At 41.5% G+C, this 25,024-nt stretch carries 29 protein-coding genes, 6 tRNA genes and 2 pseudogenes; 13 read left to right on the top strand and 24 right to left on the bottom strand.

Translation table 11 applies throughout. From position 1 onward, the window contains the following. Positions 1-33: 33 nt before the first annotated feature. The 9 genes from comGA to JNUCC1_RS16280 all read left to right on the top strand — a co-directional run bounded on the left by comGA (position 34) and on the right by JNUCC1_RS16280 (position 5,043). Positions 34-1,053: a competence type IV pilus ATPase ComGA gene (gene comGA / locus JNUCC1_RS16315; RefSeq protein WP_331713831.1), complete on the top strand. Its 1,020-nt coding sequence runs from the start codon at positions 34-36 to the stop codon at positions 1,051-1,053. Next, complete coding sequence (locus JNUCC1_RS16310) at positions 1,016-2,065, top strand: type II secretion system F family protein (RefSeq protein WP_197431776.1); 1,050 nt, start codon at positions 1,016-1,018, stop codon at positions 2,063-2,065. Before comGA ends, JNUCC1_RS16310 begins: the two co-directional genes overlap by 38 nt. A gap of 14 nt (positions 2,066-2,079) precedes the next feature. Continuing rightward, a complete protein-coding gene (comGC, locus tag JNUCC1_RS16305; protein WP_156646574.1) occupies positions 2,080-2,388 on the top strand; it encodes a competence type IV pilus major pilin ComGC in 309 nt (102 codons plus the stop codon). After that, a complete protein-coding gene (gene comGD / locus JNUCC1_RS16300; RefSeq protein WP_156646572.1) occupies positions 2,388-2,819 on the top strand; it encodes a competence type IV pilus minor pilin ComGD in 432 nt (143 codons plus the stop codon). Before comGC ends, comGD begins: the two co-directional genes overlap by 1 nt. Further along, positions 2,806-3,147, top strand: coding sequence for a type II secretion system protein (locus JNUCC1_RS18365; protein ID WP_197431775.1), 342 nt, complete (start codon positions 2,806-2,808; stop codon positions 3,145-3,147). The genes comGD and JNUCC1_RS18365 overlap by 14 nt, the downstream gene beginning before the upstream one ends. After that, the gene (locus JNUCC1_RS16295; RefSeq protein WP_197431774.1) at positions 3,095-3,538 is read left to right on the top strand and encodes a competence type IV pilus minor pilin ComGF; all 444 of its coding nucleotides are present in this window, start codon (positions 3,095-3,097) and stop codon (positions 3,536-3,538) included. Before JNUCC1_RS18365 ends, JNUCC1_RS16295 begins: the two co-directional genes overlap by 53 nt. After that, a complete protein-coding gene (locus tag JNUCC1_RS16290; protein WP_156646568.1) occupies positions 3,513-3,908 on the top strand; it encodes a hypothetical protein in 396 nt (131 codons plus the stop codon). The genes JNUCC1_RS16295 and JNUCC1_RS16290 overlap by 26 nt, the downstream gene beginning before the upstream one ends. Positions 3,909-4,001: 93 nt before the next feature. Further along, positions 4,002-4,700 (top strand): helix-turn-helix transcriptional regulator, encoded by a 699-nt coding sequence (locus tag JNUCC1_RS16285; protein ID WP_156646565.1) that lies wholly within the window; start codon positions 4,002-4,004, stop codon positions 4,698-4,700. A gap of 100 nt (positions 4,701-4,800) precedes the next feature. Continuing rightward, complete coding sequence (locus tag JNUCC1_RS16280; protein WP_156646563.1) at positions 4,801-5,043, top strand: DUF2626 domain-containing protein; 243 nt, start codon at positions 4,801-4,803, stop codon at positions 5,041-5,043. A gap of 56 nt (positions 5,044-5,099) precedes the next feature. Here the strand turns inward: JNUCC1_RS16280 and JNUCC1_RS16275 are convergent, their stop codons facing one another. Continuing rightward, positions 5,100-5,708, bottom strand: a complete 609-nt coding sequence (locus tag JNUCC1_RS16275; RefSeq protein WP_156647163.1) for an MBL fold metallo-hydrolase — start codon at positions 5,706-5,708, stop codon at positions 5,100-5,102. Between the two features lie 178 nt (positions 5,709-5,886). Here JNUCC1_RS16275 and JNUCC1_RS16270 point away from each other — a divergent pair, with 178 nt between their 5' ends. Then, complete coding sequence (locus tag JNUCC1_RS16270; protein ID WP_156646561.1) at positions 5,887-6,075, top strand: DUF2759 domain-containing protein; 189 nt, start codon at positions 5,887-5,889, stop codon at positions 6,073-6,075. A gap of 214 nt (positions 6,076-6,289) precedes the next feature. Here the strand turns inward: JNUCC1_RS16270 and JNUCC1_RS16265 are convergent. The 8 genes and pseudogenes from JNUCC1_RS16265 to rpmG all read right to left on the bottom strand — a co-directional run bounded on the left by JNUCC1_RS16265 (position 6,290) and on the right by rpmG (position 12,851). Continuing rightward, positions 6,290-7,275, bottom strand: a pseudogene (locus JNUCC1_RS16265) (ROK family glucokinase). Then, positions 7,253-7,501, bottom strand: a complete 249-nt coding sequence (locus JNUCC1_RS16260) for a YqgQ family protein (protein WP_331713830.1) — start codon at positions 7,499-7,501, stop codon at positions 7,253-7,255. Before JNUCC1_RS16260 ends, JNUCC1_RS16265 begins: the two are co-directional and overlap by 23 nt. A gap of 41 nt (positions 7,502-7,542) precedes the next feature. Beyond that, positions 7,543-9,000, bottom strand: coding sequence for a spore germination protein (locus JNUCC1_RS16255; protein ID WP_156646557.1), 1,458 nt, complete (start codon positions 8,998-9,000; stop codon positions 7,543-7,545). 69 nt (positions 9,001-9,069) lie between these two features. After that, positions 9,070-10,641: a rhomboid family protein gene (locus tag JNUCC1_RS16250; protein WP_156646555.1), complete on the bottom strand. Its 1,572-nt coding sequence runs from the start codon at positions 10,639-10,641 to the stop codon at positions 9,070-9,072. 115 nt (positions 10,642-10,756) lie between these two features. Beyond that, positions 10,757-10,933, bottom strand: a complete 177-nt coding sequence (locus JNUCC1_RS18360; RefSeq protein ID WP_197431772.1) for a hypothetical protein — start codon at positions 10,931-10,933, stop codon at positions 10,757-10,759. A 61-nt stretch (positions 10,934-10,994) separates the two neighbouring features. Then, positions 10,995-12,008 (bottom strand): ThiF family adenylyltransferase, encoded by a 1,014-nt coding sequence (locus tag JNUCC1_RS16245; protein WP_156646552.1) that lies wholly within the window; start codon positions 12,006-12,008, stop codon positions 10,995-10,997. Further along, positions 12,009-12,587, bottom strand: coding sequence for a 5-formyltetrahydrofolate cyclo-ligase (locus tag JNUCC1_RS16240; protein ID WP_231784255.1), 579 nt, complete (start codon positions 12,585-12,587; stop codon positions 12,009-12,011). It abuts the gene before it with no gap. A gap of 114 nt (positions 12,588-12,701) precedes the next feature. Next, positions 12,702-12,851, bottom strand: coding sequence for a 50S ribosomal protein L33 (gene rpmG, locus JNUCC1_RS16235; protein ID WP_156646551.1), 150 nt, complete (start codon positions 12,849-12,851; stop codon positions 12,702-12,704). Positions 12,852-13,059: 208 nt separating this feature from the next. On the opposite strand from rpmG, the gene JNUCC1_RS16230 reads away from it, so the two are divergent. Then, positions 13,060-13,269, top strand: coding sequence for a hypothetical protein (locus JNUCC1_RS16230; protein WP_156646549.1), 210 nt, complete (start codon positions 13,060-13,062; stop codon positions 13,267-13,269). Positions 13,270-13,299: 30 nt separating this feature from the next. Continuing rightward, positions 13,300-13,857 carry an endolytic transglycosylase MltG gene (locus JNUCC1_RS16225; RefSeq protein ID WP_231784254.1) on the top strand — a complete coding sequence of 186 codons (558 nt, stop codon included), beginning with the start codon at positions 13,300-13,302 and terminating at the stop codon, positions 13,855-13,857. 36 nt (positions 13,858-13,893) lie between these two features. Here JNUCC1_RS16225 and JNUCC1_RS16220 read toward each other — a convergent pair whose 3' ends face one another. The 12 genes from JNUCC1_RS16220 to JNUCC1_RS16165 all read right to left on the bottom strand — a co-directional run bounded on the left by JNUCC1_RS16220 (position 13,894) and on the right by JNUCC1_RS16165 (position 22,315). After that, positions 13,894-16,011, bottom strand: a complete 2,118-nt coding sequence (locus JNUCC1_RS16220) for a peptidoglycan D,D-transpeptidase FtsI family protein (protein ID WP_156646546.1) — start codon at positions 16,009-16,011, stop codon at positions 13,894-13,896. A gap of 71 nt (positions 16,012-16,082) precedes the next feature. Then, a complete protein-coding gene (locus JNUCC1_RS16215; RefSeq protein ID WP_156646544.1) occupies positions 16,083-17,354 on the bottom strand; it encodes an MFS transporter in 1,272 nt (423 codons plus the stop codon). A 99-nt stretch (positions 17,355-17,453) separates the two neighbouring features. Further along, complete coding sequence (locus JNUCC1_RS16210) at positions 17,454-18,065, bottom strand: superoxide dismutase (protein ID WP_156646542.1); 612 nt, start codon at positions 18,063-18,065, stop codon at positions 17,454-17,456. A 196-nt stretch (positions 18,066-18,261) separates the two neighbouring features. Further along, positions 18,262-18,337: transfer RNA gene (locus JNUCC1_RS16205), tRNA-Phe, on the bottom strand. A gap of 33 nt (positions 18,338-18,370) precedes the next feature. Then, a tRNA-Ser gene (locus JNUCC1_RS16200) sits at positions 18,371-18,462 on the bottom strand. A 9-nt stretch (positions 18,463-18,471) separates the two neighbouring features. Further along, positions 18,472-18,548, bottom strand: a tRNA-Ile gene (locus JNUCC1_RS16195). Between the two features lie 17 nt (positions 18,549-18,565). Next, positions 18,566-18,641, bottom strand: a tRNA-His gene (locus JNUCC1_RS16190). Between the two features lie 16 nt (positions 18,642-18,657). Next, positions 18,658-18,734, bottom strand: a tRNA-Met gene (locus JNUCC1_RS16185). Positions 18,735-18,737: 3 nt separating this feature from the next. Further along, positions 18,738-18,812, bottom strand: a tRNA-Asn gene (locus JNUCC1_RS16180). Positions 18,813-19,007: 195 nt separating this feature from the next. After that, positions 19,008-20,636, bottom strand: coding sequence for a Na/Pi cotransporter family protein (locus tag JNUCC1_RS16175; RefSeq protein ID WP_156646540.1), 1,629 nt, complete (start codon positions 20,634-20,636; stop codon positions 19,008-19,010). 159 nt (positions 20,637-20,795) lie between these two features. After that, the gene (locus JNUCC1_RS16170; protein ID WP_156646538.1) at positions 20,796-21,449 is read right to left on the bottom strand and encodes an NfeD family protein; all 654 of its coding nucleotides are present in this window, start codon (positions 21,447-21,449) and stop codon (positions 20,796-20,798) included. Between the two features lie 449 nt (positions 21,450-21,898). After that, the gene (locus tag JNUCC1_RS16165) at positions 21,899-22,315 is read right to left on the bottom strand and encodes a hypothetical protein (RefSeq protein ID WP_156646536.1); all 417 of its coding nucleotides are present in this window, start codon (positions 22,313-22,315) and stop codon (positions 21,899-21,901) included. 149 nt (positions 22,316-22,464) lie between these two features. Between JNUCC1_RS16165 and JNUCC1_RS16160 the strand changes: the two genes are divergently transcribed. Next, positions 22,465-22,746, top strand: coding sequence for a DUF2624 family protein (locus tag JNUCC1_RS16160; protein ID WP_156646535.1), 282 nt, complete (start codon positions 22,465-22,467; stop codon positions 22,744-22,746). A gap of 10 nt (positions 22,747-22,756) precedes the next feature. Here JNUCC1_RS16160 and JNUCC1_RS16155 read toward each other — a convergent pair whose 3' ends face one another. The 3 genes and pseudogenes from JNUCC1_RS16155 to JNUCC1_RS19345 form a co-directional block, all read right to left on the bottom strand. After that, positions 22,757-23,647, bottom strand: a complete 891-nt coding sequence (locus tag JNUCC1_RS16155; RefSeq protein ID WP_156646533.1) for a deoxyribonuclease IV — start codon at positions 23,645-23,647, stop codon at positions 22,757-22,759. Positions 23,648-23,671: 24 nt separating this feature from the next. Further along, the gene (locus JNUCC1_RS19350) at positions 23,672-24,328 is read right to left on the bottom strand and encodes a C-terminal helicase domain-containing protein (RefSeq protein WP_331713896.1); all 657 of its coding nucleotides are present in this window, start codon (positions 24,326-24,328) and stop codon (positions 23,672-23,674) included. Positions 24,329-24,457: 129 nt separating this feature from the next. Then, a pseudogene (locus JNUCC1_RS19345) lies at positions 24,458-24,942 on the bottom strand (DEAD/DEAH box helicase); the annotation flags it as partial. Between the last annotated feature and the right edge of the window lie 82 nt (positions 24,943-25,024).

The raw sequence follows: 25,024 nt of genomic DNA, 5'->3' as shown, positions 1-25,024 counted from the left end.
CCAATTTCTATTTCTCATTCACCGCTAAAGGAGATGATTTGCTTGAATTCCGCTGAAACCCTTTCAAAAACCTTACTTTCTCATGCAATCCAGTCAGATGCTTCTGACATTCACTTTTATCCTCTGCCAGACTCTGCTGAAGTCTTCCTTCGTATTCAAGGGGAACGTTATCTCCACGACACGATTCCCCGAAGCATGTACGAGACACTTCTCACCTATTATAAGTTTACCTCAGGAATGGATATTGGTGAAACAAGAAAACCTCAAAACGGAACGATTCAATTTCATAATAATGAAGAAACATATGCTCTAAGGTTGTCCACACTTCCTGCAAACCATTATGAAAGTCTTGCTGTTCGTATCTTACCTCAAGAAAGACACCTCGACCTTGATGATTTATTTCTGTTTCCCTTTCAAAGAGAGCGACTGCTCAATCTGGTCAACCTCCGCTCGGGCATTATTTTACTTACAGGACCGACAGGCTGCGGAAAAACAACCACACTTTACGCCCTCCTTCAATCCATTATGAAGCAAAAATCCTACCAAACCATAACCCTTGAGGATCCAATAGAGAAAACCATGCATGATATGCTTCAAGTCCAAGTTAATGAAAAGGCCGGTATGTCTTATCAAGTCGGACTCAAAGCGGCCTTAAGACACGACCCGGACATTATTATGGTCGGTGAAATCAGGGATCAGTTTACGGCTCACTTCGCTTTTGAAGCGGCTTTGACAGGCCACTTGGTATTAAGCACTCTGCATGCTAAGGATGCTGTAGGAACTTTGCATCGATTAATGGAAATGGATCTTTCGAAATCTGATCTTATGCAATCTCTTATTGCTGTAGCATCATTGAAGCTTTTGCCTGTGATGAGTCAAAACAGCATCAATAGACGGGCAGCTTTACTTGAAATTCTGGACGAGCATGCGCTGAAGACCCTGCTCACAAAGGGTGATACAGAACAGGCTGTACATTATCACACGTTTAACCATTTACGAAAGAAGGCGTATGCATATGGCTTTATTTCAGAAGCTGTTTTTAATGAAGGCTAAAAACCGTTTGTCGCCTCCAGATCAGTTGCGTTTTTTGAAACGTCTCGCCAGGTTGATGGAATTGGGTTATCCATTGATTCAGGCACTTGAGACGCTCCAGGCGGACGAGCAGTTCAGATCAATGACAATACGTATAAAACTAACATTAAAAAATGGCGGCACACTGGATCAGGCGTTGGTCAACGAGAGATTTCCAGGTCTCGTGACATCATTTGTATTTTTTGCACGAAATGGCGGACGTCTGGTCGAAAGCATACAAAAAGGCAGTGTCTTATACGAGCACCAGCTCGCCCAGCAGAAAACCCTCCGATCAACATCACGATACCCTCTTATATTACTTGTGTCCTTTCTTATCCTTTTCTTTTTTATTAAACGATTCCTGCTCCCTTCTTTCACACAAATATTTGAAACAGCCTCAGATTCTTCAGCAGCTCAGTACGCTCTTTTTGTGATCAACGCACTAAGTTACGGTCTAATTGGCATCATGGTATGTGCATCGGGCGTATTCATTGTATGGCGCGTATTAATTCCGCGCCTTCACATCAAACAGCAACTTAATCTGATTCGTCGGATTCCAGGTTATCGAAACTATGTCCGCATGCAAACATCATTTAACTTTGCCTCCCATGTCGGCTCTTTATTAGAGAGCGGCCTTCCCATTAAAGACGTTTTTCAAATCATCGCTTCTCAGAAACAGCTTCCAATTTTGTCTCATTACAGCGTCAAGATGACCAGAGAACTAACGAAAGGGGTGCTGCCTTCGGAAATCCTCAAACAAATGCCGTTCATTTATCATAATTTAGCCGTCCTGTTTCAAAAAAATGTCGATTCAGAAACACTTGTCAAGGACCTGGCTGTATATGCAGAGTTTCTCACAGAAGATATGCATAGAAAAACCATCCGAATGATCGCTATGATCCAACCGGCAGTCTTCTTGATGCTCGCCTGTTTTATCATTTTGACCTATGTCGCATTGATGGCGCCAATGCTGGATTTAATTAAAACCATATAAGGAGAGATGTATTTATGCTTAAAAATGAGAAAGGATTCACACTAATTGAAATGCTCATTGTTTTAATGGTCATTTCCGTGTTATTAATTTTAATCGTTCCGAACCTGTTAAACAGAGGAGAAAATGTACAGGAGAAAGGATGTAAAGCTCTAGTTGCTGTGGTACAAGCCCAGGTAGATCAATATACGATAGAAAAGAGTGAAAAACCGAGAAGTTTACAAGATCTCGTTACACATAATTATATCAATAAAGAGCAGAGAAAGTGTGGAAATGGAAAAGTATTAACACTTTCGGGTGGTAATGTCACTGCAGGTGGGTCATAATGCTGAGATGGAAAAACGAGAAAGGATTCACTCTCACGGAAATGTTGATTATTCTCGGAGTGGTCTCGGCTTTCCTATTAATTATGGCGCCATTAAACAGCGACAGGTTACAGGAACAGAAGGAAGTTCATTTTCTTAAAACGCTTCAATCAGACCTGCTTTACACACAGATGCTTGCCGCCTCTCACCCTGAACTTTCCGTTCGCCTGAGGATTAATGGCACCGAACAATTTTATACCATTTTCACCGGAACAATTCCAATTGTGGAACGAGAAATACCAGGTCAATGGATTGACAAAAAGCATGAAATTGTATTTTTTAGCAGCGGGGTGGTGAAACAACCTGCATCTTTTCTTATTACAACACCACGACAAATGTACAAATTTGTATTCCCTCTTGGAAAGGGGCGTGCTCGTATTGAAACAATATAATGGATTTACCTTTACCGAAACGCTTGTTGCTTTTTCGATCGTCTTAATGCTCGTTACCACTGCCCTACCGGTGGTGAGCCTTTTAAAAAGAGAACGTAGCAATCTTGATATACGGCTCGCTGTTGGCAACTTGCTCCATGACGAATTACAACAGCATATATTTATCCCGCAAGAAGCTGACTTCACCCCGTATAACCGCAATATGCAAAACAAATCCATTACATTTTCATTTAAACCAACAAATCAATATATTGAAGGATGTGCCACATGGATCAATGAAAGACAAAAAGAAGAAAAAGTCTGTCTCTATGGATACGTACCACAATGAAAATGGTTTTACGCTGGTCTCCACGCTTCTAGCGCTGTTGGTGATCGCAATGACACTGTCACTCATTTCGCCGTTAATACAGACGTTTCAAACACAAAATAATTATGAAGCACTTTCTGTTCAGCGTTTTTTCAGTTACCTGCATGAAGAAGCAGCAAAAGCACAAGCTTGGTCTGTCCATGAAGGAAAGTTAACCATGGAAATGCATGACGGTGAAACCGCAACCTTTGAAAAAAACAACCAGGGGATTATCAGACGTTTAAAAGGCGGGTATGAAGTATATCTTTATGATGCTGAGCAAATGACATTGGATCTATTGCCATATGGCGTGCGTGTCCATATTACGACTTTAGAAGGGAAACAGTATGCCAAAACCATCGTTTTTCATTAACCAATCCGGTTTTATACTGCCATATGTTGTTTTTATCTCTGCATTGGTTTTGATTGCGCTTAGTGCTTCTATTCATATGTACCATAACGAGATTTATATGACAGACATCGAGATGGAAAACATCAAAACAGAGACCCTCTTACAAATGGGCTATACAAACTATATGAAAACCATTGAGACAGGAGAATCGCCGGGTGAACAATTTTACACATTTCCTCAAGGGCGGGTCCATATCCAATTTGTTGAAAGTAAAGCTATATTAAATATCAAAACCACCACCAACAAGAATCAACGTCAGACGTTTGTGCGGCCCTTTTCGATGCCATCGGAAGAGAAATGTCGTGATTGTCACAAAATCCCCATTAATTAATGACTAATCTTTAACAAAAACAAAAACTTGCCGTCTGATACGAATGTTTCACCTATACTTATGATAGAAAAGTTAAGTAAGGGGATGACATTCATGGATCAAACATTGAAAGTAACTAGTGCATTAAGCGATCCCACTCGTTTTAACATTTACCAGTTTATCATTAAAAACCACGAATCAGTAAGCGTCACACAAATTGCCGATATTTTTGACATTCACCCCAATGTTGCCCGACTCCATCTTTCAAAACTGGAAGATGTTAAGCTTGTTGCATCCTACACTAAAAAAACAGGTAAAGGTGGCCGGCCTGGAAGACTTTACCGTTTGGCAGACGAAGTGGTAGAACTTAATTTTCCTTATCGGGATTACAAGCTCCTCTCATCGATTGCCATCGAAACGTTTGTAAACCTTGGTGAGCCCGGAAGACAGGCTTTATATGATACAGGCAGAAAGTATGGAACCGAATTAATGGCCCAGCACCAAAAGGATACGCCGATTCACCAGATGGTTAACGAGGAGAAGTTTAAAATCGTTGAAGAAGCAGCGACTTTATTCGGCATGTATCCGGTCTTTTCTTACGATGATGAAAAACAGCACGTTACAATGACTGTGAGCAACTGCCCTTTCAAAGAAGTAGCAAGCAAAAGCGGACCTAATAAAAAAATGATCTGTAATATGCATCATGCCTTCCTCAATGGCATGTTCGAAGTCATGTTTGGCGAAGTCGAATTGGTTGAGCTGGATAATATGCTTGATGGTTGCAAAAACTGTTTATATGCTGTGCATGTGTAAAGGTTCCTTAAAATTGTCGGTCGTTGGTAAGACATTTATTTACAAACAGGCCCGAGTTGGTTATAATACTCTTGATAAGTCATCTTAAGGAGGGGAAATAATGGAGCGAATGTTTCGAGTCCTCGCCTTTTGGACCGGTATATTTACTGTCATGTTCTACATAGGGGATATGGCTAATGTGGCACTTATATTTTTGGTCCAAACGGTATTTTTCCTTGCAGTCAGTTATCTGAAATTATCCGAACGCATGTATATGTATTTATTTGGAGCCTACTGTACAATTTTCTTTGCCGCTTTTACATGGTACTCCGAATTTATACTTGTACCAGGGTTCGGCGGTTAAACAAAAAACCCTGCCGGTTATTGCGCAGGGTTTTTTTGTATGTTAAGGAACCTTTCTTACCCCATTACGAAGGGGTTGCCTCGTTTTTCAGCATCAATTGTTGTTTTAGGTCCATGTCCAGGATAAACTTCAAAATGATCCGGAAGCGTATAGAACCTCTCTTTAATGCTGCTCTCCAGTGTCTGAAAGTCTCCTCCCGGCAGATCAGTTCTTCCGATACCACCGTTAAACAGAACATCTCCACCGATTATTAAAGCTCTGTCATGGAAAACAAAAGATACACTTCCTGGTGAATGCCCGGGTGTATGAAGAACATCGAAATCAAATCCTCCCAGCGTTATGTGTCCCGGATCAAGCAATTTTTCCGGTGGTGTCGTTTCAATGGTTTCACCTGTAAACATATAAGACCCATTCAACCTTGCTGAACTAAGCCATTCGTTTTCAGCTTCATGTCCATAAACATCAATTTGATAATGTTGTCGCAGATCATCTACCCCGCCAATATGGTCAAAATGGGCATGTGTTAAGAGGATTGCCAATGGCTTCAAATTTTCCTTATCCAGATAAGCAATGACCTGATCAGCATCACCACCAGGGTCTACAATTAAGGTTTCTTGGTCTTGTATCAAGATATAACAATTGGTTCCAAGTGGACCAAGACTCATTTTTTTCAATATCAATTTGATCCCTCACTCTGAGAATAGTTAAAACGTTTGTCCTCGCTCGACAAAACAATTGTTTTACTATAAAATGTATAAGTAGGTATTTCTCACACATCCTATTATACAGTATTATCGTCATTCTAACATTACATAGGTTGATTTAAGAAGGAGGAACACAAGCATGAGATTAGTGTTGGGTATTTTATTTCTTATTGTTGCAATCGTTGCCGCCATTTCAGTCATACGCCAGATGAAATTAAAAAACTACCTCGCATTGGGTTTTTCCGGGCTGACAGTTTTGGCCTTCGGATTCTTTTCAATTGCTACGATTATTTGTCAAGTAACCAATGCTCCTTTCTGCAGCAACTAACTATTAAAAGAGAAGCCGGTCTCATGGACCGGCTTTTTTTATTGCTTAGGAAATTATAAAGTATCCGAGCTGTTAATAAACTTTGCCAAAGGCCGAATCCAGCTCCAACCCCTCCCCCTCGAGTCATTTGCAATAACACTACGTTGCACAGACCACCACTACGCCTTCTTGCTTTTGATTTTCGGGGGTGACCAAGGCGTTTCCGCTTTTGTTCTTAAACATTTTCGGATTTGTTAAACGTCACATGATATCGTTTTTGTCGGACAAGAAAGGCTGCTCCGATGATACCGGCGTCATTTCCGAGTTGCGCAAGTTTAATTTGACATGCGTCATGTACATGGGGCAGCGCGTAGCTCGCGAATGATTGATTAATACCGTCAATCAATACCTGTCCTGCTTTTGATACGCCACCGCCAATCAAGATCTTTTCAGGATTGATTAAAATCGCTGCATTGGCAAGTGCAAAACCAAGTGTATTCATTGTGTAGTCAAGTATGTGCTGTGAGGGCTCGTCACCTTGGGCCGCCAATTCAAATACGTCTTTTGCCTCAAGTGATCCTTTTTCCTCAAACAAGTGATTGAGGGCAGATGTGGGTTGTTGCGTCTTATAAGCCATAGCCTGCCGGGTAATTCCTGTAGCTGAGGCAATGGTTTCCAGACATCCTTTACGTCCGCAGTTGCAGAGATAGCCATTCGGGTCAATGGTCATATGGCCAATTTCTCCGGCTGTACCGTTAGCCCCATCTACGATCACCCCATTAGATATGATGCCGCCCCGACGCCTGTTCCAAGTGTAATGGCAATGACATCGCGCGCATTATTCCCGGCTCCCTTCCAGTTCTCACCTAAAGCCGCAATGTTTGCGTCATTGGCAAGATAAACAGGTAGGCCGCTCAGTTCAGACAGTTCCTGTGTAAGATGATAGTTTTTCCATCCAATATTAACAGCTTCGTATATCATACCGCTATCAACGTCTATGAATCCAGGAGCACCCACACCCATTCCTGTCATATCACTCTTATTTAATCCTTGTTTCAGCATATTGTCTTGAATCGAGTCCCATACATTGGGAATAATGGTTTCAACCCCTTTATGTTTGTTTGTTGGGATATTCCATTTATGTATAATGTTTCCCTCTTCTGAAATAAACCCAATCTTAACTGATGTTCCGCCAATATCAATCCCCGTTAGAAATGTCATTGTTTCTCTCCTCCATTTGCTTTAATCTTCTTTTTTCTTTTCGCACCAAAAGTAAAGCCTGTGTGTAATCATTTGCCTGCAGCATATTCATGTTCTTTATTTCTTTCAGTTCTGATTCCATCAAGTCCAGATCAGCCAGCCTGTTTCCTGTATAAATAAAAGTACCAAATCGTTTTAATAACTGCTGAACATCATACATTGTTTTCATATCATCACCTGTTGTCATTATAGCAAATACCGGCCCTAACTGGAAAAATCCAGACCGATTTAACGGTCTGGATCTTCAGGATTCAAAAAAGCGGGACGTCGATTTTTAAGTGGAATCGGGGATCGTATAAGGATATCACGAAAGGCTTTATACGAAAATGGAATAAAGGGCCAGAAATAAGCTGTCTTAAAGGAGGACATCCGACTTAAATATAGAATCCATAATGTCACACCAACGACATATCCCAGCACACCAAAAATCGCTGTGCTCAGGAGTAAATAAATCCTCACCAGCCGGTTAGCAAGACTTAACTCATAGCTCGGGGTTGTATATGTGCCTATTGTTGCTACAGCCAGATAAAGAACAACTTCATTTGAAAACAACCCAACCTCAACCGCCACTTGACCAATTAAGATTGTAGCAACAAGGCCTAGTGCCGTTGCCAGTGCAGAAGGGGTGTGTATCGCTGCCATTCTGAGCATATCAATTCCCACCTCAGCAATTAAAAATTGGCCGAGCAATGGAATCTGGCCTGATTCTGATGGTCCAATAAAAGACAAAGTGGCGGGGAGTAGATCCTGCTCCACAGAAAATAAATAGTATAAAGGCAAGATAAAGATCGAAGCCACCACAGCAATAAATCGGACGATACGCAAATAAGCGCCTACCAGTGGCTTTTGCCGGTATTCTTCCGCATGCTGTAAATGATGCCAGTAGGTTGCAGGCGTGATCATCACACTCGGTGACCCATCAATGATCAGTAAGACATGCCCTTCATAGAGGTGAGCTGCAGCTGTATCAGGCCGCTCAGTGTACCTCACTGTTGGATAAGGATTCCAGTGACGCCCACTGAGAAATTCCTCCACAGTTTTTTCTGCCATAGGAAGACCGTCTGTGTCAATCTTCTCGAGGGTTTGTTTCAGATGTGTAATCCGCTCATCATCAGCAATGTCTTCCAGGTAACATAGGCAGACATCTGTTTTGGAGCGTCGGCCGATTTGCATATATTCCATACGAAGTGACCTGTCTCTTACCCTCCGCCGGGTCAATGCTGTATTAAATACAATCGTCTCCACAAAGCCGTCCCGGGATCCTCTGACAACCTTTTCTAAATCCGGTTCTTCAGGAGACCTGACCGGATATGTTCGGGCGTCGATCATGATGACCTCATCAATGCCCTCGACAAGCAAGGCGGTCGGCCCGCCCAGAACTGTCTCTGCCGCTTCGTCGAGGTATTTTACATGATCGACTTCCACATATGGAATATATGTTTTAACCAGTTTCTCCAAAGGCTCTGAAGCTAATTTTTCTTCATTAATATCCGCCAGAAGCTTCATCAGAAAATGTAAAATATCATCTTTGGCAAAACCATCTATCAAGAACAGCGCCATTTTCCGCCCCGCATATTCCAAATCGATATGAATCATATCAAAACTTTTATCAACGCCAAGTCGTTCGCGCATATAATGAACATTTTTTTCATGGGAGTCATGTAGTAACTGCTTAAATTCTGCCATATATTGTCACCCTGCACTTTCATAATGTCATGGCTTAGTGTGGGTGACTCAGCTAGACTTTATACATCATTATGATGTTCCAGGTGCTTCTCCTGTTATTTCTCGATAAAGCGACTGGATATCCTGGTCATCAGGATTAAGTTCATAAGCGCGTTTGATCATCTCTTCGGCTTGTTCCTGAGACCCTGTCTGGTAATAAGCAGAAGCAAGATTATTAAAGGCTTCTGTAAACGAATCATCCAGCTTAATTGTTTTCTCCAGATCCGGGATGGCTTTATCAGGCTGGTTTAATAATAAATAGGCATAAGAACGCTGAAATCTAAGCAAGGCTTCCTCATCTTGGTCAGGCTTATGTTCCAGACCTGTTGTTGCACTTTCTATCATTGCTTCATATTGATCAGATTGTCTCAATTCATCCATTTTTAACAGCTGATAAGATGGATCATTCTGATTGGCCTGAAATCCATATATAATCAAGGCCACTGCGATTACAATATAACCCACCCCAGCAGCAAGCTGTATACCGACGCGTCTCTTATGTGGTATGGCCACAACTGCAGAAGCCAGAAAGCCCGTCACAAGTCCGCCTAAGTGTGCACCCATATCGATCTGTGACACACTAAAACCAAATATGAGGTTGATGATCAGTACAAGCATGATATTTTGGCCCATTGTCTGGAGGAAGATCTTTTTATACACTGTGCCGAAATATAATAGTGCACCGAATAACCCAAACAATGCTCCTGAGGCTCCCGCGGATATATTGGCTGTAAATGCAAAGCTTGCCAAACCTCCGCCGATTCCGGATAAAAAGTAAATAACAATAAACCGCCATGAGCCAAAAATCCGCTCAACAGCTGTCCCGAGAAAATAAACGGCGAGCATGTTCATTAGCAAATGAAACACACCGATATGTAAAAACATGGAAGTAATGATCCGCCACCATTCTCCATCTTCTATTATGCCCACATTATACTTTGCACCGAATTTAACCAATGTTTCGAGGTTTTCAGATCCACCAAACATTGTAAGCAACCCAAACAAAATAACATTAACGGCAAGAAGTATGTAAGTCCAAAATGGTTTTCCACGAGAAAATACATTTTGCACTTCCGCCTCTTTATCCCTAAGCATCTTGGTAAGCCGTGTTTTCAGATCCTGCAGCTGTTCTTCTGACTTTTCTTCAACAGGAGATTCGCTGGTTACAACGAGATCATCAGCGCCTGTGTCAGCTTGAAACCTGCGTAGTTCTGAAGAATCATTCATATCAGAGATATAATAAACGTGCATTTTGACAGATGTTTTTTCTTTCAGCTGCATTGGTTTTTTCAGGAACTCCCAATCATCTAACGGTTCATGTGCCGAAACATAAACATTATAGATTTCGACAGACTTTCCTCTCAACAAACCTTTCATCGCCTTAACTTTTTGAAATATATTGGCAATATCCTGTTTCAAATGATTTTTCCAATCAAAACCGCCATGCTGCAACCGCACCACATACGATGTTTTCTGTTGATACATTTCAAGCCAGATTTCCTTGCCATCATTGATATACAATGGCTCAAACTGGTGATGAGCTGCCAGTTCGTATGCTATTTTGTAAAGCGTATATTGCTCATTTTGTTCATCGTCATACATCAAATTTCCCCCTTCCCTCTCATCATACCAAAAACGAATTGTCTTTACCTGATATTCTATTCATTCAAGGTATAAAAAAAGAAGCTGTTCCTCCAGCTTCTTTTTACTCTATGCATTATTTAAATAAAGCAGGCAGCATTTTATTGCGGATCTGAGGCATTTTCATCGTAAACGAAATAGCCAGATGTCTCAACACACCAACAGCTAACAGCATATTCATAATGCGGTAACGCCACTTATAAATAACGCCAGCCAGAATAAGAACACTGGCTGCCATCGCAATGATTCGCATACAACCATCCTTTCAAAAACGTCCTGTCCCTAGTATGTTAATGAAAAAATGTTTTATGCATTTAAGATCCGATATAACGGTCATACATTGAACGCGCTCTGCCTACGTCCTCTGTGCCCTGAACAAGAACTCTGCCATCTGGAAAAATGGCAAAAGACAAGCCTGTTGCAAAATGCGCTTTCAATAAAAATGGGGTACGCTGCACATCTGCAACATCTTTTAACCGGCTTTCCCAATCAGCCAGATCCATTTTTCGGTGGTGATGAATCTGTACAGTATCTCTGCCACACAAAGCCGTTTCTTTCGTAAGTTGATCACTATTCAATGCGGGATATTGCTTTTGTTGACATGTCGGACAATGATCATCAGGTTTGGAAAATTTAAAAGCAAAGTGTTGGTTATACCAAAGATCAAACGTTCTTAGCGTTTGATCAATCTGCTCATCATGGCCTGTAAGATACTTGAGTACATCGGTGGACTGCTGGGAAGCCACCATATCAACAACAGGTGAAATCACACCTGCAGTATCACATGTTTCGCCTGTCTGGGCTCCTTCTTTGATCCTACACCTCAGACAACATGTCACTCCCGGCCGAAAGAATGCTGTCATGCCTCTTGAACTGACAACGCCACCATAGGAAAATGGTATGCCCACTTTGAAACAGGCATCATTCAATAAGTGTCGTGTGGCAAAGTTATCAGTTCCATCAATGACCACATCCATATCTTTGATCAAAGTCATGATATTTTCTGAGGACACATGATTTACGAAGGCCTCTATTTTAACAGTACTGTTCATTTGTTCGAGTTTGTTTTTGGCAGCGATCGCTTTGGGCAAGGTTTGTTTGACATCTTCTTCGTCATAGAGCATCTGTCGCTGCAAATTGCTCAATTCCACAAAATCCCGATCAACGATACGAACCCATCCAATACCCGCCCTTACCATGTGATTGGCTGCCACAGTTCCTAGCGCTCCGGCTCCCACGATGAGAACACGGCTATTTGCAAGCTGTTGCTGTCCTTTATCTCCAATAGGCGGAAACAGCATTTGCCGGGAATACCGAGCTTTATTCATTTATCTCACTCCCGTCACAATAGATCCATTCTCTGTCAGCAATTGTCTGACCGGAATATCAAACGATTCTGCCGGTAAATGATCCACAAGTTGTTTTGAGCTTAAAATGGATAACGTGGGCTGGTTAAAGTCCTGCAAAAACCGGTCATAAAATCCACCGCCAAACCCAATGCGATAGCCTCTTTTATCAAAAAGCAAACCTGGGACAACCAACGCATTCATATCCTCTTTTGAAACAGACATTGTTTCTGTTGGTTTCGGTTCAAGTAAATTAAAATATACACGCTCAAGCTGATCAAAATGGTCCAATTGGTAGAAAGTCATTCTTTTGGTTTTAGGGTCGCATTTGGGTACACACACAATTTTACCGCTGTTCCAGGCTTGATGGATGAGCGGCCAGGTGTCCCATTCCATTCCCTGTGATACAGTCAGCCCAACAACCTTGGCCGCCTGCCACGCATCTGATGCATAAACCTGCTGATAGAGCTGTTCTGAAATTTGATCTTTCTCATCATCTGGCATTCCTTTTAACAGTCCGATCGCCGATTTCCGAAGCTCCTGCTTATCCTCACTCATCATAATCCCCACCTTCAATATCTATCGATTCATGGTATATGCTGCAGTTTATGTAATTTGTGCTGTTAAAAATTAAGCCCTTATCAAGTTACTTTGATAAGAGCTGTTGGTGTTGCTTTATTTTGTTTCTCTGTGCAATGTGTGTTTTTTCAAACGTGGGCTGTACTTTTTGAGCTCAAGACGCTCAGGGTTTGTACGCTTGTTTTTTGTCGTAATATAGTTGCGGTCGCCTGTTTCAGTGCAAGCCAAAGTAATATTTACGCGCATGTGTATCCCTCCAGACTATTTATACTGCTGTTACCAGCTTCAAGTTATAATCATTTCGACTCAACTATAATAGCAGATTTTTGCTTAGTCAGCAAGGTCTGTGCAGAAAAAATTGCTATTTTCTATTTCAGCAAACTATGTTATATATATTATAGTGCATTTTTCAACACCATACAGCAAAAGCTGTCAAAAATTGGAGGAAAGTCATATGATGATTGCTATCGGAGCTGTAATTGGCGTTGGCCTTGTGTTATTTATCGTGTCGTTTTTCATGAATGACAAAATGTCGGATATTGAAGGCCAGATTGACCAATTGCAGATTACAACCATGCAAGAAACCTACCAGATGAAAAAGAAAATTAAAATTCTGGAAGAAGAACTCTTATCTGATACAGTTGGTGAGGATTCCCTTAAATAACATTTATTACATACTTTCAAGGAGACGACTATGAAACAGCCTATACGTATATTTTCAATTGGTTTGATCACTGCAGGTCTCATCATGCTTGTGGTGTATATGTTCAACGATTCAGAAGCTGTACAAGAAGAACTGACCACTGATGAAATGATTGCCCATTTGAAAAAAGAAAACATGCGAGTGATTCCAGAGGATGAATATATCGCCTTATCAGTGGATAAGTCCAGTCAGACAAAAGAGGCGGACACTGACACATCGGGCAAAACAGAGGATGAAGAAACGAATTCAGATGATCAGGATCAATCCTCTGAAACAGAGTCAGACGATACAGAGCAAAACAAAGACAAAGAAGATGCAGAAAAAGAAGAGAGGGCCTCATCCAAATCTTTCTCTTTTACCATTGAGCCTGGTATGAGTTCGAGAGACATCAGCACAACTCTAGAAAATAAAGGCATTATCGATGATGCTGAAGCATTTAACGCTTATTTACAAGAAAATGACTACAGCATGCTCATTCAAATCGGAACCTTTGAAGTCAAAAGTTCCATGAGTGCCTATGAACTCGCTGAAACTTTAACAAACCCTTAATAAAAACAGCCTGAAGCCGAAGCTTCAGGCTGTTTTTTAATCATCTGACTCACTTGATGAATCATCTTCAGACAGCTTACCTTCTTTCATATCGAAATACGCATCCATGATTCGAGTACCGATACTATGGTTGATCTTTGATTCGTTATCATCACCGAGATTAGGCACGTTCAGAGCGAAGGCTACCTCAGGATCGTCATATGGGGCATACCCGACAAGCGCGAGATTAATTGTATCTACAACTCTTTCCTCTTTTTCAATATACTTCCTGTTTTCGGCTGTACCGGTTTTGCCTGCTGGCTTATACGGTTTGTTGCCCCAATAGCTGTACCCTGTCCCAGGACGCTCCTGAAATGCACGTCGGAATCCTTCCTGCACACGATCAATATAACTGTCATCCATTTCCACTTTATTCAAAACATCGGTATCAACCGTTTCATAAATAGGCCCGAGTTCACCGTCTTGCGATATTGGCTCTCTGACCTCTTTAAGGAAATGAGGTCTCACCCGGTACCCATCATTGGCTATTGTAGCAACATATTGAGCCAATTGCATGGTCGTGTATGTGTCGTGTTGACCGATTGCTTGGTTTAACAAGTAGCCTGACTTTTTTGAGGAGCCAACCAAGCCTGTAGCCTCATAAGGCAAATCAATTCCCGTCTTGGTTCCCAGGCCGAACTGCCAAAAATAATTACGAATATCCTGAAAGGCATCCCAATTTGAAACGTCTATTTTGTCTCCATATTGATGGTTATAATCTCCAAGCATTCTCATAGCAATGTTAAACATATAGACGTTTGATGACATCTTAAGTGCGCCTATGTCATTAACAGGGCCAAGGTCCTTCCACGAACTTCTTGGTTTAGGATCTCCTTGAATTCGAATGGGTTTATCTACAAAAACCTGTCCTGGTGTAATGACACCCGAATCAAGGCCTGCCAGTACAGTAGCTCCTTTTATCGATGACCCTGGTAAATGCTGGTCAATAACTGTTCTAATACCCACATCAACAGCCTCACCTTTTTCTCTGTCATAACGCTGACCCGAAACAGCGAGCAATTCACCGGTTTTTGGGTGTAAGACAACAGCCAGAGCGTCATCAAGGGTCCTGTTCTCATAAGGTTGCTTTCGGACTGCTGCTTCCAACTCTTCCTTCACGATCTGATCTACCTTCTTTTGAAAAGCCATATCGATTGTTAGGACGAGGTCTTTTCCTCGTTTACCTTCTACAACAACTTTAGAGTCCACGACCTTTCCGTCTTTGTTCGTGGTATATAAAAGCTGCTCTTTTCTCCCTCTCAAGATTTCTTCATACTGATCTTCCAGCCCACTCCGTCCAACACGGTCGTTCGAGCTGTAGCCACGGGTCATATAATAGTCTTTTTTATCGGCAAGGATACCTTCTTCTTGAGAGGTAATCGTTCCGACAAAGCTTTTCAAAGTATAATCATAAGGATATTCCCGGTCCCAGTCGGTAGTGGCATTGACGCCCGGAAGTGTATTCATATGCTCAGCAACCCTTGCATACTCCTCGATAGTGACGTTTTCATTCTTAACAATATGAGGTGTTAAATACGGGGCTTTATCCAATTCCTTTTTTATCATGATAACTTCCAATTGTTTCTCGGAGAAACCACTGATTTCCTCATCTGTAATCCGGTCCAGTATGGCCTGATATTGGTCACTTGTTTCCATCTCTGCGGCTTCTTCTTGTGAAAGACGATCTCTCGCCTCTTCTTCGTGCTTTAAATACCAATATTCACGTCGGTCACGGTCTGTAATGGCTTTAAGCTGTTTTTCCCGAGCATCCTCGTCTTCTTCCAGCATTGTAATATATTTTGCAAGCTCCTCGGCTACATCAAGCCGATCCTGGGCCTGGACGCCTTTTGCCGGTGTATACGTAATGGAATACATAGGTTTATTATCAACGATCACATTGTGGTCACGGTCATATATTTTCCCCCGCGGCACCGGAATCTTGGTTGTGTCTTCAATGGTTCGGTCAATTTCATCTTGGAATTCTTGTCCATTTAGAATTTGTACGACACCGAGTTGAATAATAAGCACTGAAAACAAAATAAAAACGATAAAAAACAATATATTTAACCTGAATGGGAGTTGTGACTTTTTCGTTTTCTTTTTCTGGTTCGCCATGTGTTTCTGTCCCCCGCCTTTTCATTCATATCTTGTTTATTATAACATGCAAGGGACATATTCCAAATCACTTATCGATTTTTTTCGTCTGTAACTTGTTCTTTTACCATGACATTTTTCTTTCCAGTCGGTCCAAGGTGAATATCTTTAACAAAGATATAAATCATCAGGTGCCCCATGCCAAATATAACCAGCAGTACTGGTATCATTATTTTGGGATCAAAGACACTCAGCGTCAATATAAATGTGAGCAATGAAATGACCCGTCCAGTGTTAACAAAAAGTTCCCGAACAACAATATACTCTATCCTCAAATCCTTGGCAAAACGTGCTTTCCCGATCACATCATACGTGAGGGAAACATATGGGACAGTAAATATAGGGTAAGCGGCCCCAATTAATACAGCATAAATGATTAAAAGGGTGTAGTTGATGTCGAATAAAATAGTAAATAGAGCTGCAAATAATAACAGTCCTCCTGTTAAAATAGCTCTTTTTCTCATGGCAGGTTTGATAAAGCGTGTGGCCAAGAAATAAAACACAAACGAGAGACCGGAGAGCACCAGATTAAAAATACCAAGTGAAAATTCACTGCCAGTTGTTAAAAAGACCCAAATTGTGATGACAAATAAGAATATGCCTTCTCTCAGGCCTTGAAACACATGGGCGTTCAATATACGTTTCCAGTTTTTATTGTGATTTCTCTCTTTTAAGATCCGCTTAAACTCAAACTTCCCCTCTGCTTGCCGGCGGTTAAGAAAAAAACTCATGATCACCGCACACAGAAACAAAATAAAGGATACCGTAAAGATGGTTGTATACCCCGTATTCTCCGCCATACGTGCAATAATGCTTCCAGCCAGCACTGGTCCAATCATACCGCCAAGCGACTGCAGAACACCAAGAAACCCATTAAAGAAATCCCTTGTATCTGGTTCGGTTATTTCAAATGTCAGGACATTAAAGGCTAGCCAATAAAAACCGTAGCCAATGCCAAGCAGACTCCCCAGCATAAAATTAAATGTTGATGCATGTTCAGCAATTAATAACACACTCAGAAAAAATATAGACAAAAAGCTTACACCCAGCCGCAGGACAATCACACGATCGACCCGCTTGGCGATGCGCCCGGCTATAATAAAAGTAAGTGGCTGGAATATAAAAATTCCCAGATTATATACGGCTATTGTCATATAATCTCCGGCCTGCTTCCATAAATACACATTCACAAATGTATTGGATAAAAATATACCCAGTGAATAGAGACCTCCAATTAAAAGTAAAAAAATCAAATCACGGGTAATGGTCATGTTTTTAGACATACTTTGAATAATTTTTTGCATAGGCTGCATGCTCCTTTTCACACGTTAAATAGTGTGGGCAATAAGCAAGCAGATATACAAAAAGCGCGAGGAATACCTCGCGCTGTTGATCTCAAACAATTATTTAGCGTTATTGTAATTCTTTTCAACTTCGTCCCAGTTTACAACGTTCCAGAATGCTGAAGCATATTCAGGACGTCTGTTTTGATACTTAAGATAATAAGCATGCTCCCATACGTCTAAACCGAGAATTGGTGTCTTGCCATCCATTAATGGAGAGTCTTGATTTGGTGTACTTGTAATGGCGATGTCACCGTTATCTACAACAAGCCAAGCCCAACCGGAACCGAAACGTCCTTTTGCTGCAGTTTCAAACGCTTCCTTAAACTTATCGAAACTGCCAAATTTGCTGTTGATTTTATCAGCTAATTCACCGGAGGGTTCGCCACCGCCATTTGGTGACATAACTTTCCAGAACAAGCTGTGATTGGCGTGACCGCCGCCGTTGTTGCGAACAGCTGTTTTAATGTCTTCAGGGACTGCATCCATATCGGAAACAAGTTCTTCAATGGACTTGTTCTGAAGATCAGCATGTCCTTCAATTGCATCATTTAGTTTCGTAACGTATGTGTTATGATGCTTCGTATGATGAATATTCATTGTCTCTTTGTCGATTGTTGGCTCCAATGCATCATAAGCGTATGGTAGCTCTGGTAGTTCAAATTTTGCCATATATATCTTCCTCCTCCATATTTTTAAAAGGATAGAACATTCACCCTTTTGATTAGAGGTTATCAAAGGCCTTTCGGATATGCAAACAAAGTGCTCTTACCCCTGAAGTGTCTATCCACTTATACATAATACCCCTTCTCAATAAAGGTTAAACACAAGAACAAAAAACAAGCCATTGATCTGCTTGTTTGAAAGATGGTGGCTCGGGACGGAATCGAACCGCCGACACAAGGATTTTCAGTCCTTTGCTCTACCGACTGAGCTACCGAGCCTTATTCAGTTGTTGCACTGTAAAACAATATGTATGGAGGAGGTAGAGGGATTCGAACCCCGCGCGGTTTGACCCGCCTGTCGGTTTTCAAGACCGATCCCTTCAGCCGAACTTGGGTATACCTCCGCTTAGTTATGGTGGACCCTGCAGGACTCGAACCTGCGACCGATCGGTTATGAGCCGATAGCTCTAACCAACTGAGCTAAGGGTCCTGAATAAAAATATATTATGGGGCGACCGGTGGGGATCGAACCCACGTGTGCCGGAGCCACAATCCGGTGCGTTAACCACTTCGCCACGGCCGCCATAAGCGTAATAAAATGGTAGCGGCGGAGGGGATCGAACCCACGACCTCACGGGTATGAACCGTACGCTCTCGCCAGCTGAGCTACGCCGCCACATGGCTCCACAGGCAGGATTCGAACCTGCGACCGATCGGTTAACAGCCGATTGCTCTACCACTGAGCTACTGTGGAATAGAATTAAAATATATGTCAATTAAGAGCACGAAATATAATTTACCATGTTCTTCACAATATGTCAATATACTTCATTTTATTTTTCAGCTCGCACAGATGTAAGCCAAAACACAACACTACATACTATAGCATGTTCATATCCATTAAGCAATAAATTTCGCAAAAAAAGGCTGATAAAAATCAGCCTCTTTTTTAAGAATCTCCAAGTACTTCTTCCGCAATGTTGACTGCATGGTCTCCTATACGTTCCAAATTACTAAGAATATCCACAAAAACAATGCCTGCTGAGGCGCTGCATTGCCCCTCATTCACGCGTATAATATGCCGTTTGCGGTATTTCCGTTCCATTCTGTCTATCTGATCCTCTTTTTGAATCACTTCCAGGGCTTCTTCACGGTCCATGGTGTCCAAAGCATTAATGGCCTGTCTAACGGTTAGAATGGTTAAATCAAACATGTTATTCAAGTCCTCTATCGCATGATCCGTTATAATGACCTTGTTGGAAATTTGATAATCAATCAATTCAATAATGTTTTCAAAGTGATCTCCCATTCGTTCAATATCTCTGACTGTATCCATTAAATTCGTATGCTGAGCACTTTCGTGTTCTGACATAGAACGGCTGGAGATCTCAACAAGATAATTCGTAATTTCTTTGTCCAAGTTGTTAAGTGCCCCTTCTACCTGCATAGCAATTTCTGAGTGTTTCTGCTGATGTGTGGCCAAATAACTTTGTGTTTCTTCGAGTCCCTTTGAGGCATACCCACCCATTCGAATGATTTCTGCCTTAGCTTGTCCGAGGGCAACTGAAGGTGACTGCTGGATAAAAATAGGATCAAGATGTTTCGGCTTATATTCGATAATAACATCTTTACCTGCAATCACTTTGGTGGCAAGCCAGGCAAGTCCCGCAATAAACGGAAATTGAATCACTGTGTTAGCAATGTTAAAACTGCCATGAGCAAAGGCGATTGTCATTTCCGGGTTAAGGTTGAACTGTGCTTGCAGAAATTCAATAAATTGCGTAAAAAACCCGAGTAGCAATAAAAACACAATAGAACCGACCAGGTTAAAAACAACATGTGTAAATGCTGCACGTTTAGCCGCTACAGACGCTCCTATAGCTGCCAATATTGCTGTAATCGTTGTTCCAAGGTTGTCCCCGAACAAAACAGGAATGGCTGCTTTAAGTTCAATAGCACCCTCTGAGAATAACCCCTGGAGAATACCAATTGTGGCTGATGAACTCTGTACGATGAGCGTAAAGACAGTACCGATCAAGACCCCAAGAATCGGTTGATCACTCATACGCAGCGTCAGCTCTTGGAAGAAATCCATACTCCTTAATGGAGACATGCCGCTGCTCATTAATTCAAGTCCATAAAATAGAGATCCGAACCCAAATACAGTCTGACCCAAGGCATTAATTTTTTTATGCTTGAAAAAGAATAGCATCATTGCCCCGGCAGCCAGTATTGGCAAAGCATAGGCACCGATATCAATACCAATAATAAATGCAGTTACCGTTGTTCCGACGTTGGCACCCATGATTACGCCGATTGCTTGTCTTAATGACATAAATCCAGCGTTAACCAAGCCTACTGTTAATACAGTTGTACCTGAACTGCTCTGAATCAAGACGGTAACAACAATACCAGCCAAGACGCCAAGAATGGGATTGCTTGTAAATCTGTCCAATATATCCCGTAGACGGTCGCCAGCTGATTTCTGAAGGCCCTCTCCCATATATTTAATACCTAAAAGAAAGATGCCCAAACCACCAATAAATTCAAATAATAGCGATTGTAAATCAATGCCCAAAGGTGACCCATCCCTTCGATAAATTGTAAAAAACATGTCGTACCGTGTTTAATCATGTATGAATTTGTACAATTTGTAAAGAGCTTATCCATAATTTTAACATGTTCTTTACAATACTCTGCAACACACCTAATATATTCTATGTAAAACACCTCTGACTTAATCGTCAGAGGTGTTTTGATGTTGTTGAATCGGTTCCACTTTTAGCCCGGTCCCATCCACCTGAACCACTTTAATTTGCGTGTCAGCAGGTATCCATTGTCCATTAGACACGGCACTATAATCTTTTCCAGCAATTTTGACGGTACCTACAGGACGCAGATCATTTAAAGTGATGCCTGTGTGATCGAGTAATGCACTGTACTCTTCTGTCATTGTGTTATACCCTGCTTCTTTTGTAAGACGATCCCGAAGTGTTATTTTTGTCCACATTTCCCTGCGCTTAAATACCTTGAGAAACAAGATAGAACTGATGCCGCCCACTAGAACGCCTGCCACTGCAAATAATCCAGAGCCGAATGTAGGGGCAGCAATCGCCACAGAAGTTAACATTCCGGCAGCGCCGAGTGTGCCAAGCGTCCCATCGTTTAAGAGTTTCCCATCGATAATAATCAGTACTATTCCCGCAAAATAAATAATAAGCATTAATATAAAGGAGCTTGTATCAAGGGCCACTGTGAAGAATACAGTTATAAAACCAATGCCCAAGATTGCAAAAATCCCCCTCGTATTCACCATTATTTCTCCAAGGAGAAACAAGGTCCCAAGCCCTGTCATTACAAATGCAATCCATTCAGCCGATGCCATATCCATATGAATCCTCTCCTTATTGATATGTACGGTTCAGTGTTCAATATGGTTTCAAAAAAGGCGTGATCAAGTTGGAATTTATTAAACGAATGCTACTATATCTTTGTATTTGGTTATTTATTTCCAGTATGTATCATGATCTGTCCGTTGACAACCAACCTACATCTAATAGCACTCAAGAGCAGTCCAATTCAAACAGGATTGAGGTTCAGGTAGAGGCAGGTGATACAGTTCTCACAGTTGTAGAACACGTTAACCATGGTCTACATCAATCCTTCGATGTCAATCGTATTTTGTCTGATTTCAAACGATTAAACCCTCAAGCCGACCCGTACAAACTTCAACCTGGACACTATTATTTATTTCCTTTGTATCATGATCCCATTATACATTAATTCATAAGAAAAGGCTGTTTCATAAGAGTTGTGACTCTGACGAAACAGCCTCTTTATTTAAATAAACGGCGCAATAAACAGGGTGATTAAAATCGATGCAGCTCCTGCAACAATTGCTGTAGTACCCAGTGTATTAGCATGACGTGCTCTTGCTACAAATCCGAGAATGACCCCGCCACCGCCCAGAATAATTGGCATCATGAAAAACGATAAAACAGACAGTGCCAATGCTCCCCAGCCTATTATGCTGTTTGCATGTGATTCAGGCAATTCTGAGGTTGTCCCAGTATCTTGGTCCATGGAAATATCATCTGCGGTTAATTCCTGAGCCATTTCTTCTTGCCTCAAGCTATCCACTTGTACCGCTTGGCCAGGTGGTGGCGCCATCTCTGGCGTTAAATGGTTTTTATTTTTTCCATATTCCGGTGCTTTTTCTGTTTCATTTGAATATTGATCTTTATCTTTATCATCCATTTGCTCACCCTCCTTCCTCTTTTACATGCCTAGTTTATGGAGGTCAGGAGAATTCATGATGCTTATATCTTCCAACACATGGTCAACACATGCACCATCTCGCATAGTATATTTTAACAACACTTAAAAAGACCAATGGAGGGTAAAAGATGAATGATATTTTAAAGACCATCATGATGGGTAAACTCAAATCATTATCCGAAAAAGAACTAATGGGGTATGCCCGACAATATGGTTTCAATTTAACGCAACAGGAAGCGCAGGACATGATTGCCTATATTAAACAGAACCAGGTCGATCCATTTAGTGAACAAGGCCGCACCATTCTTTTTAACGATTTGGCTTCAATCACAGATCGGCAAACAGCGCAAAAAGCAGAACGTTTATTCAGAGAGATCATAAAAACATATGGCATTGACCATATGTTTTAAATGATTAACTTTATTGTGCCATGATCTTGTCTTTCAAATCCGGAACAAAAGACCCTTCCCGAAGCATGTCAATTTCAAACTGGTAAGGCGGTTTTTTGTTCTTTTTATCAGGACCCACATATGGCGTTTCCAAAATCTTAGGAAGATCTTCAAGCTGAGGATGTGTGACGACCTTATAAAGCGCATCAAATCCAATATGGCCAAAACCAATATTTTCATGACGATCCTTATGTGCACCTTGTTCATTTTTACTATCGTTAACATGCACAACTTTTAACCGGTCAATTCCGATAATTTTATCAAAGTCATTTAAAACACTGTCAAAATCATCCTGAACAGCGTAACCGGCATCATGAATATGGCAGGTATCAAGACAAATTGACAGCAATTCGTTGTGAGTAACGCCCTCTATAATCTGGGCCAATTCCTCGAACGTACGTCCAATTTCAGTGCCCTTACCTGCCATGGTTTCAAGTGCAATCTGAACTGGACTGTCTTTAACGAGGACTTCATTCAGACCTTCAACAATTTTGGCTATCCCTTTATCAACGCCAGCGCCCACATGTGCTCCCGGATGGAGGACGATTTGTCTGGCCCCAATTGCTTCTGTACGATCAACTTCATTACGAAGGAAATCAACACCAAGCTCAAATGTAGCCGGTTTTGTTGTATTGGCAATGTTAATAATGTATGGCGCATGGACAATGATATCCTCAATGCCATGTTCTTTCATATGAGCTTGTCCGTTATCTATATTCAATTCTTCAATTGGCTTTCTGCGTGTATTTTGCGGTGCGCCTGTATAGATCATAAACACATTCGCACCGTAAGATGCTGCTTCTTCACTTGAACCGAGCAGCATTTTTTTACCGCTCATTGATACGTGTGATCCCAGTTTCATGGTGTTCTCTCCTCCCAATCGGACTTACTTTTTGTATTGATTTTTTTTGCTGAGATTTTTCTTTATGCGCTCTTGCTGTTGTTTTGCTTTCTTTTTATAGCCCGGCTTTACCGTTTTACTCTTTTTAACGCGTTTCCATGCTTCTCTGTCTATGTCTTGTGTGGATTTTTGTCGTTTAGAACGCATATTGTATGGATTGGCAGTAGTCCACTGACCATTTTTCACATCTGAAAAAGTAAATTCAATCCCTTTTGCTTCCAATTTATCTACCAAGGTGATATCCGATTCCTCATATAGACTTACAGCTGTTCCTTCCAGGCCAGCACGAGCCGTTCTCCCCACTCTGTGCAGATAAAAACTTTCTTCTTTAGGCATTTGGGCATTAATGATATGGCTGATCCCTTTGATATCAATTCCTCTTGCAGCGAGATCCGTTGCTACCACGTATTGATATTGAAGGTTTTGGATTTCTTTCAGGCGGCGTTTACGCTCTCGCGGCGCAAGACCGCCATGAATAATCCCAGTGTTCAAACCCCGTTCAACCAGTTTGGCCGCGAGTTTGTCTGCTTCGTCTTTACCATTTGTGAATACGATGGCTAAATAAGGATGTATGGCTCGCGATATTTCCAAAATGATATCCGCTTCATCCCGGTGCTTTTTTGGAATCAAACGATGTTCCATGTTGACCGGAACCATCTCATCATCCAATTTTACATGTACAGGGTTTTCCAGATACTTTTTAAAGAACTGTTCCAGCACAACAGGAATTGTGGCTGAAAATGCGAGTAGCTGAATATCGGGATGAGCTCGATTCAATAATTGATCGATATCGTTAATGAGACCAAGTTCAGCCATTAAATCAGCTTCATCCACTACAAAGGCTTTAGCTGTGTATATAGAGAGTGCTTGTTCATTTACCATGTCAAAAATCCGGCCGGGGGTACCAACAACGATTTGAGGCACTTGTTTCAATTTCCCTCTCATTTTTTGCTTATCAGTCCCCCCGACAAGAAGCCGGGACGTCCAGATCCCCTCTTTCTCTGCCAGCTGTATGATCCGTTTTATTTGTTCATCAAGCTGCCTTGCCAGCTCACGTGTAGGGCTGTAATGACACATTGGACCCCTTCCTTGTCCTCGTCAATCATATTGAATAAAGGCAGTAAAAACGCGTGTGTCTTTCCAGAACCGGTATGTGACTGCCCGATCACGCTCTGATGATTTAAAACTGCTGGAATGACGTGTTGCTGAATAGGTGTTGGTGCCGTAAATTGTAACTTTCCGATCACTTCAAGCATATTTCTGTTTAAATTAAAGGCGTTAAATGTTGTTTCTGTCATGGTCTTATTGCTCCTTTATACATACCTCAGGGAAACTTGA

This window comes from Lentibacillus sp. JNUCC-1, from assembly GCF_009741735.1.
Taxonomy (GTDB): domain Bacteria; phylum Bacillota; class Bacilli; order Bacillales; family Amphibacillaceae; genus Lentibacillus_B.
The sequence above is the reverse complement of the archived record's forward strand: the minus strand, read 5'-3'. Positions and strand labels throughout refer to the sequence as shown.

Bases quoted from the DNA above. Each gene is read 5' to 3' on its own strand.
- comGA (WP_331713831.1), top strand. From the start codon at position 34: ATGATTTGCTTGAATTCCGCTGAAACCCTTTCAAAAACCTTACTTTCT.
- JNUCC1_RS16310 (WP_197431776.1), top strand. From the start codon at position 1,016: ATGGCTTTATTTCAGAAGCTGTTTTTAATGAAGGCTAAAAACCGTTTG.
- comGC (WP_156646574.1), top strand. From the start codon at position 2,080: ATGCTTAAAAATGAGAAAGGATTCACACTAATTGAAATGCTCATTGTT.
- comGD (WP_156646572.1), top strand. From the start codon at position 2,388: ATGCTGAGATGGAAAAACGAGAAAGGATTCACTCTCACGGAAATGTTG.
- JNUCC1_RS16295 (WP_197431774.1), top strand. From the start codon at position 3,095: ATGAAAGACAAAAAGAAGAAAAAGTCTGTCTCTATGGATACGTACCAC.
- JNUCC1_RS16290 (WP_156646568.1), top strand. From the start codon at position 3,513: ATGCCAAAACCATCGTTTTTCATTAACCAATCCGGTTTTATACTGCCA.
- JNUCC1_RS16285 (WP_156646565.1), top strand. From the start codon at position 4,002: ATGGATCAAACATTGAAAGTAACTAGTGCATTAAGCGATCCCACTCGT.
- JNUCC1_RS16280 (WP_156646563.1), top strand. From the start codon at position 4,801: ATGGAGCGAATGTTTCGAGTCCTCGCCTTTTGGACCGGTATATTTACT.
- JNUCC1_RS16275 (WP_156647163.1), bottom strand. From the start codon at position 5,708: ATGAGTCTTGGTCCACTTGGAACCAATTGTTATATCTTGATACAAGAC.
- JNUCC1_RS16270 (WP_156646561.1), top strand. From the start codon at position 5,887: ATGAGATTAGTGTTGGGTATTTTATTTCTTATTGTTGCAATCGTTGCC.
- JNUCC1_RS16260 (WP_331713830.1), bottom strand. From the start codon at position 7,501: ATGACAACAGGTGATGATATGAAAACAATGTATGATGTTCAGCAGTTA.
- JNUCC1_RS16255 (WP_156646557.1), bottom strand. From the start codon at position 9,000: ATGGCAGAATTTAAGCAGTTACTACATGACTCCCATGAAAAAAATGTT.
- JNUCC1_RS16250 (WP_156646555.1), bottom strand. From the start codon at position 10,641: ATGTATGACGATGAACAAAATGAGCAATATACGCTTTACAAAATAGCA.
- JNUCC1_RS18360 (WP_197431772.1), bottom strand. From the start codon at position 10,933: ATGCGAATCATTGCGATGGCAGCCAGTGTTCTTATTCTGGCTGGCGTT.
- JNUCC1_RS16245 (WP_156646552.1), bottom strand. From the start codon at position 12,008: ATGAATAAAGCTCGGTATTCCCGGCAAATGCTGTTTCCGCCTATTGGA.
- JNUCC1_RS16240 (WP_231784255.1), bottom strand. From the start codon at position 12,587: ATGATGAGTGAGGATAAGCAGGAGCTTCGGAAATCGGCGATCGGACTG.
- rpmG (WP_156646551.1), bottom strand. From the start codon at position 12,851: ATGCGCGTAAATATTACTTTGGCTTGCACTGAAACAGGCGACCGCAAC.
- JNUCC1_RS16230 (WP_156646549.1), top strand. From the start codon at position 13,060: ATGATGATTGCTATCGGAGCTGTAATTGGCGTTGGCCTTGTGTTATTT.
- JNUCC1_RS16225 (WP_231784254.1), top strand. From the start codon at position 13,300: ATGAAACAGCCTATACGTATATTTTCAATTGGTTTGATCACTGCAGGT.
- JNUCC1_RS16220 (WP_156646546.1), bottom strand. From the start codon at position 16,011: ATGGCGAACCAGAAAAAGAAAACGAAAAAGTCACAACTCCCATTCAGG.
- JNUCC1_RS16215 (WP_156646544.1), bottom strand. From the start codon at position 17,354: ATGCAAAAAATTATTCAAAGTATGTCTAAAAACATGACCATTACCCGT.
- JNUCC1_RS16210 (WP_156646542.1), bottom strand. From the start codon at position 18,065: ATGGCAAAATTTGAACTACCAGAGCTACCATACGCTTATGATGCATTG.
- JNUCC1_RS16170 (WP_156646538.1), bottom strand. From the start codon at position 21,449: ATGGATATGGCATCGGCTGAATGGATTGCATTTGTAATGACAGGGCTT.
- JNUCC1_RS16165 (WP_156646536.1), bottom strand. From the start codon at position 22,315: ATGGATGATAAAGATAAAGATCAATATTCAAATGAAACAGAAAAAGCA.
- JNUCC1_RS16160 (WP_156646535.1), top strand. From the start codon at position 22,465: ATGAATGATATTTTAAAGACCATCATGATGGGTAAACTCAAATCATTA.
- JNUCC1_RS16155 (WP_156646533.1), bottom strand. From the start codon at position 23,647: ATGAAACTGGGATCACACGTATCAATGAGCGGTAAAAAAATGCTGCTC.
- JNUCC1_RS19350 (WP_331713896.1), bottom strand. From the start codon at position 24,328: ATGGAACATCGTTTGATTCCAAAAAAGCACCGGGATGAAGCGGATATC.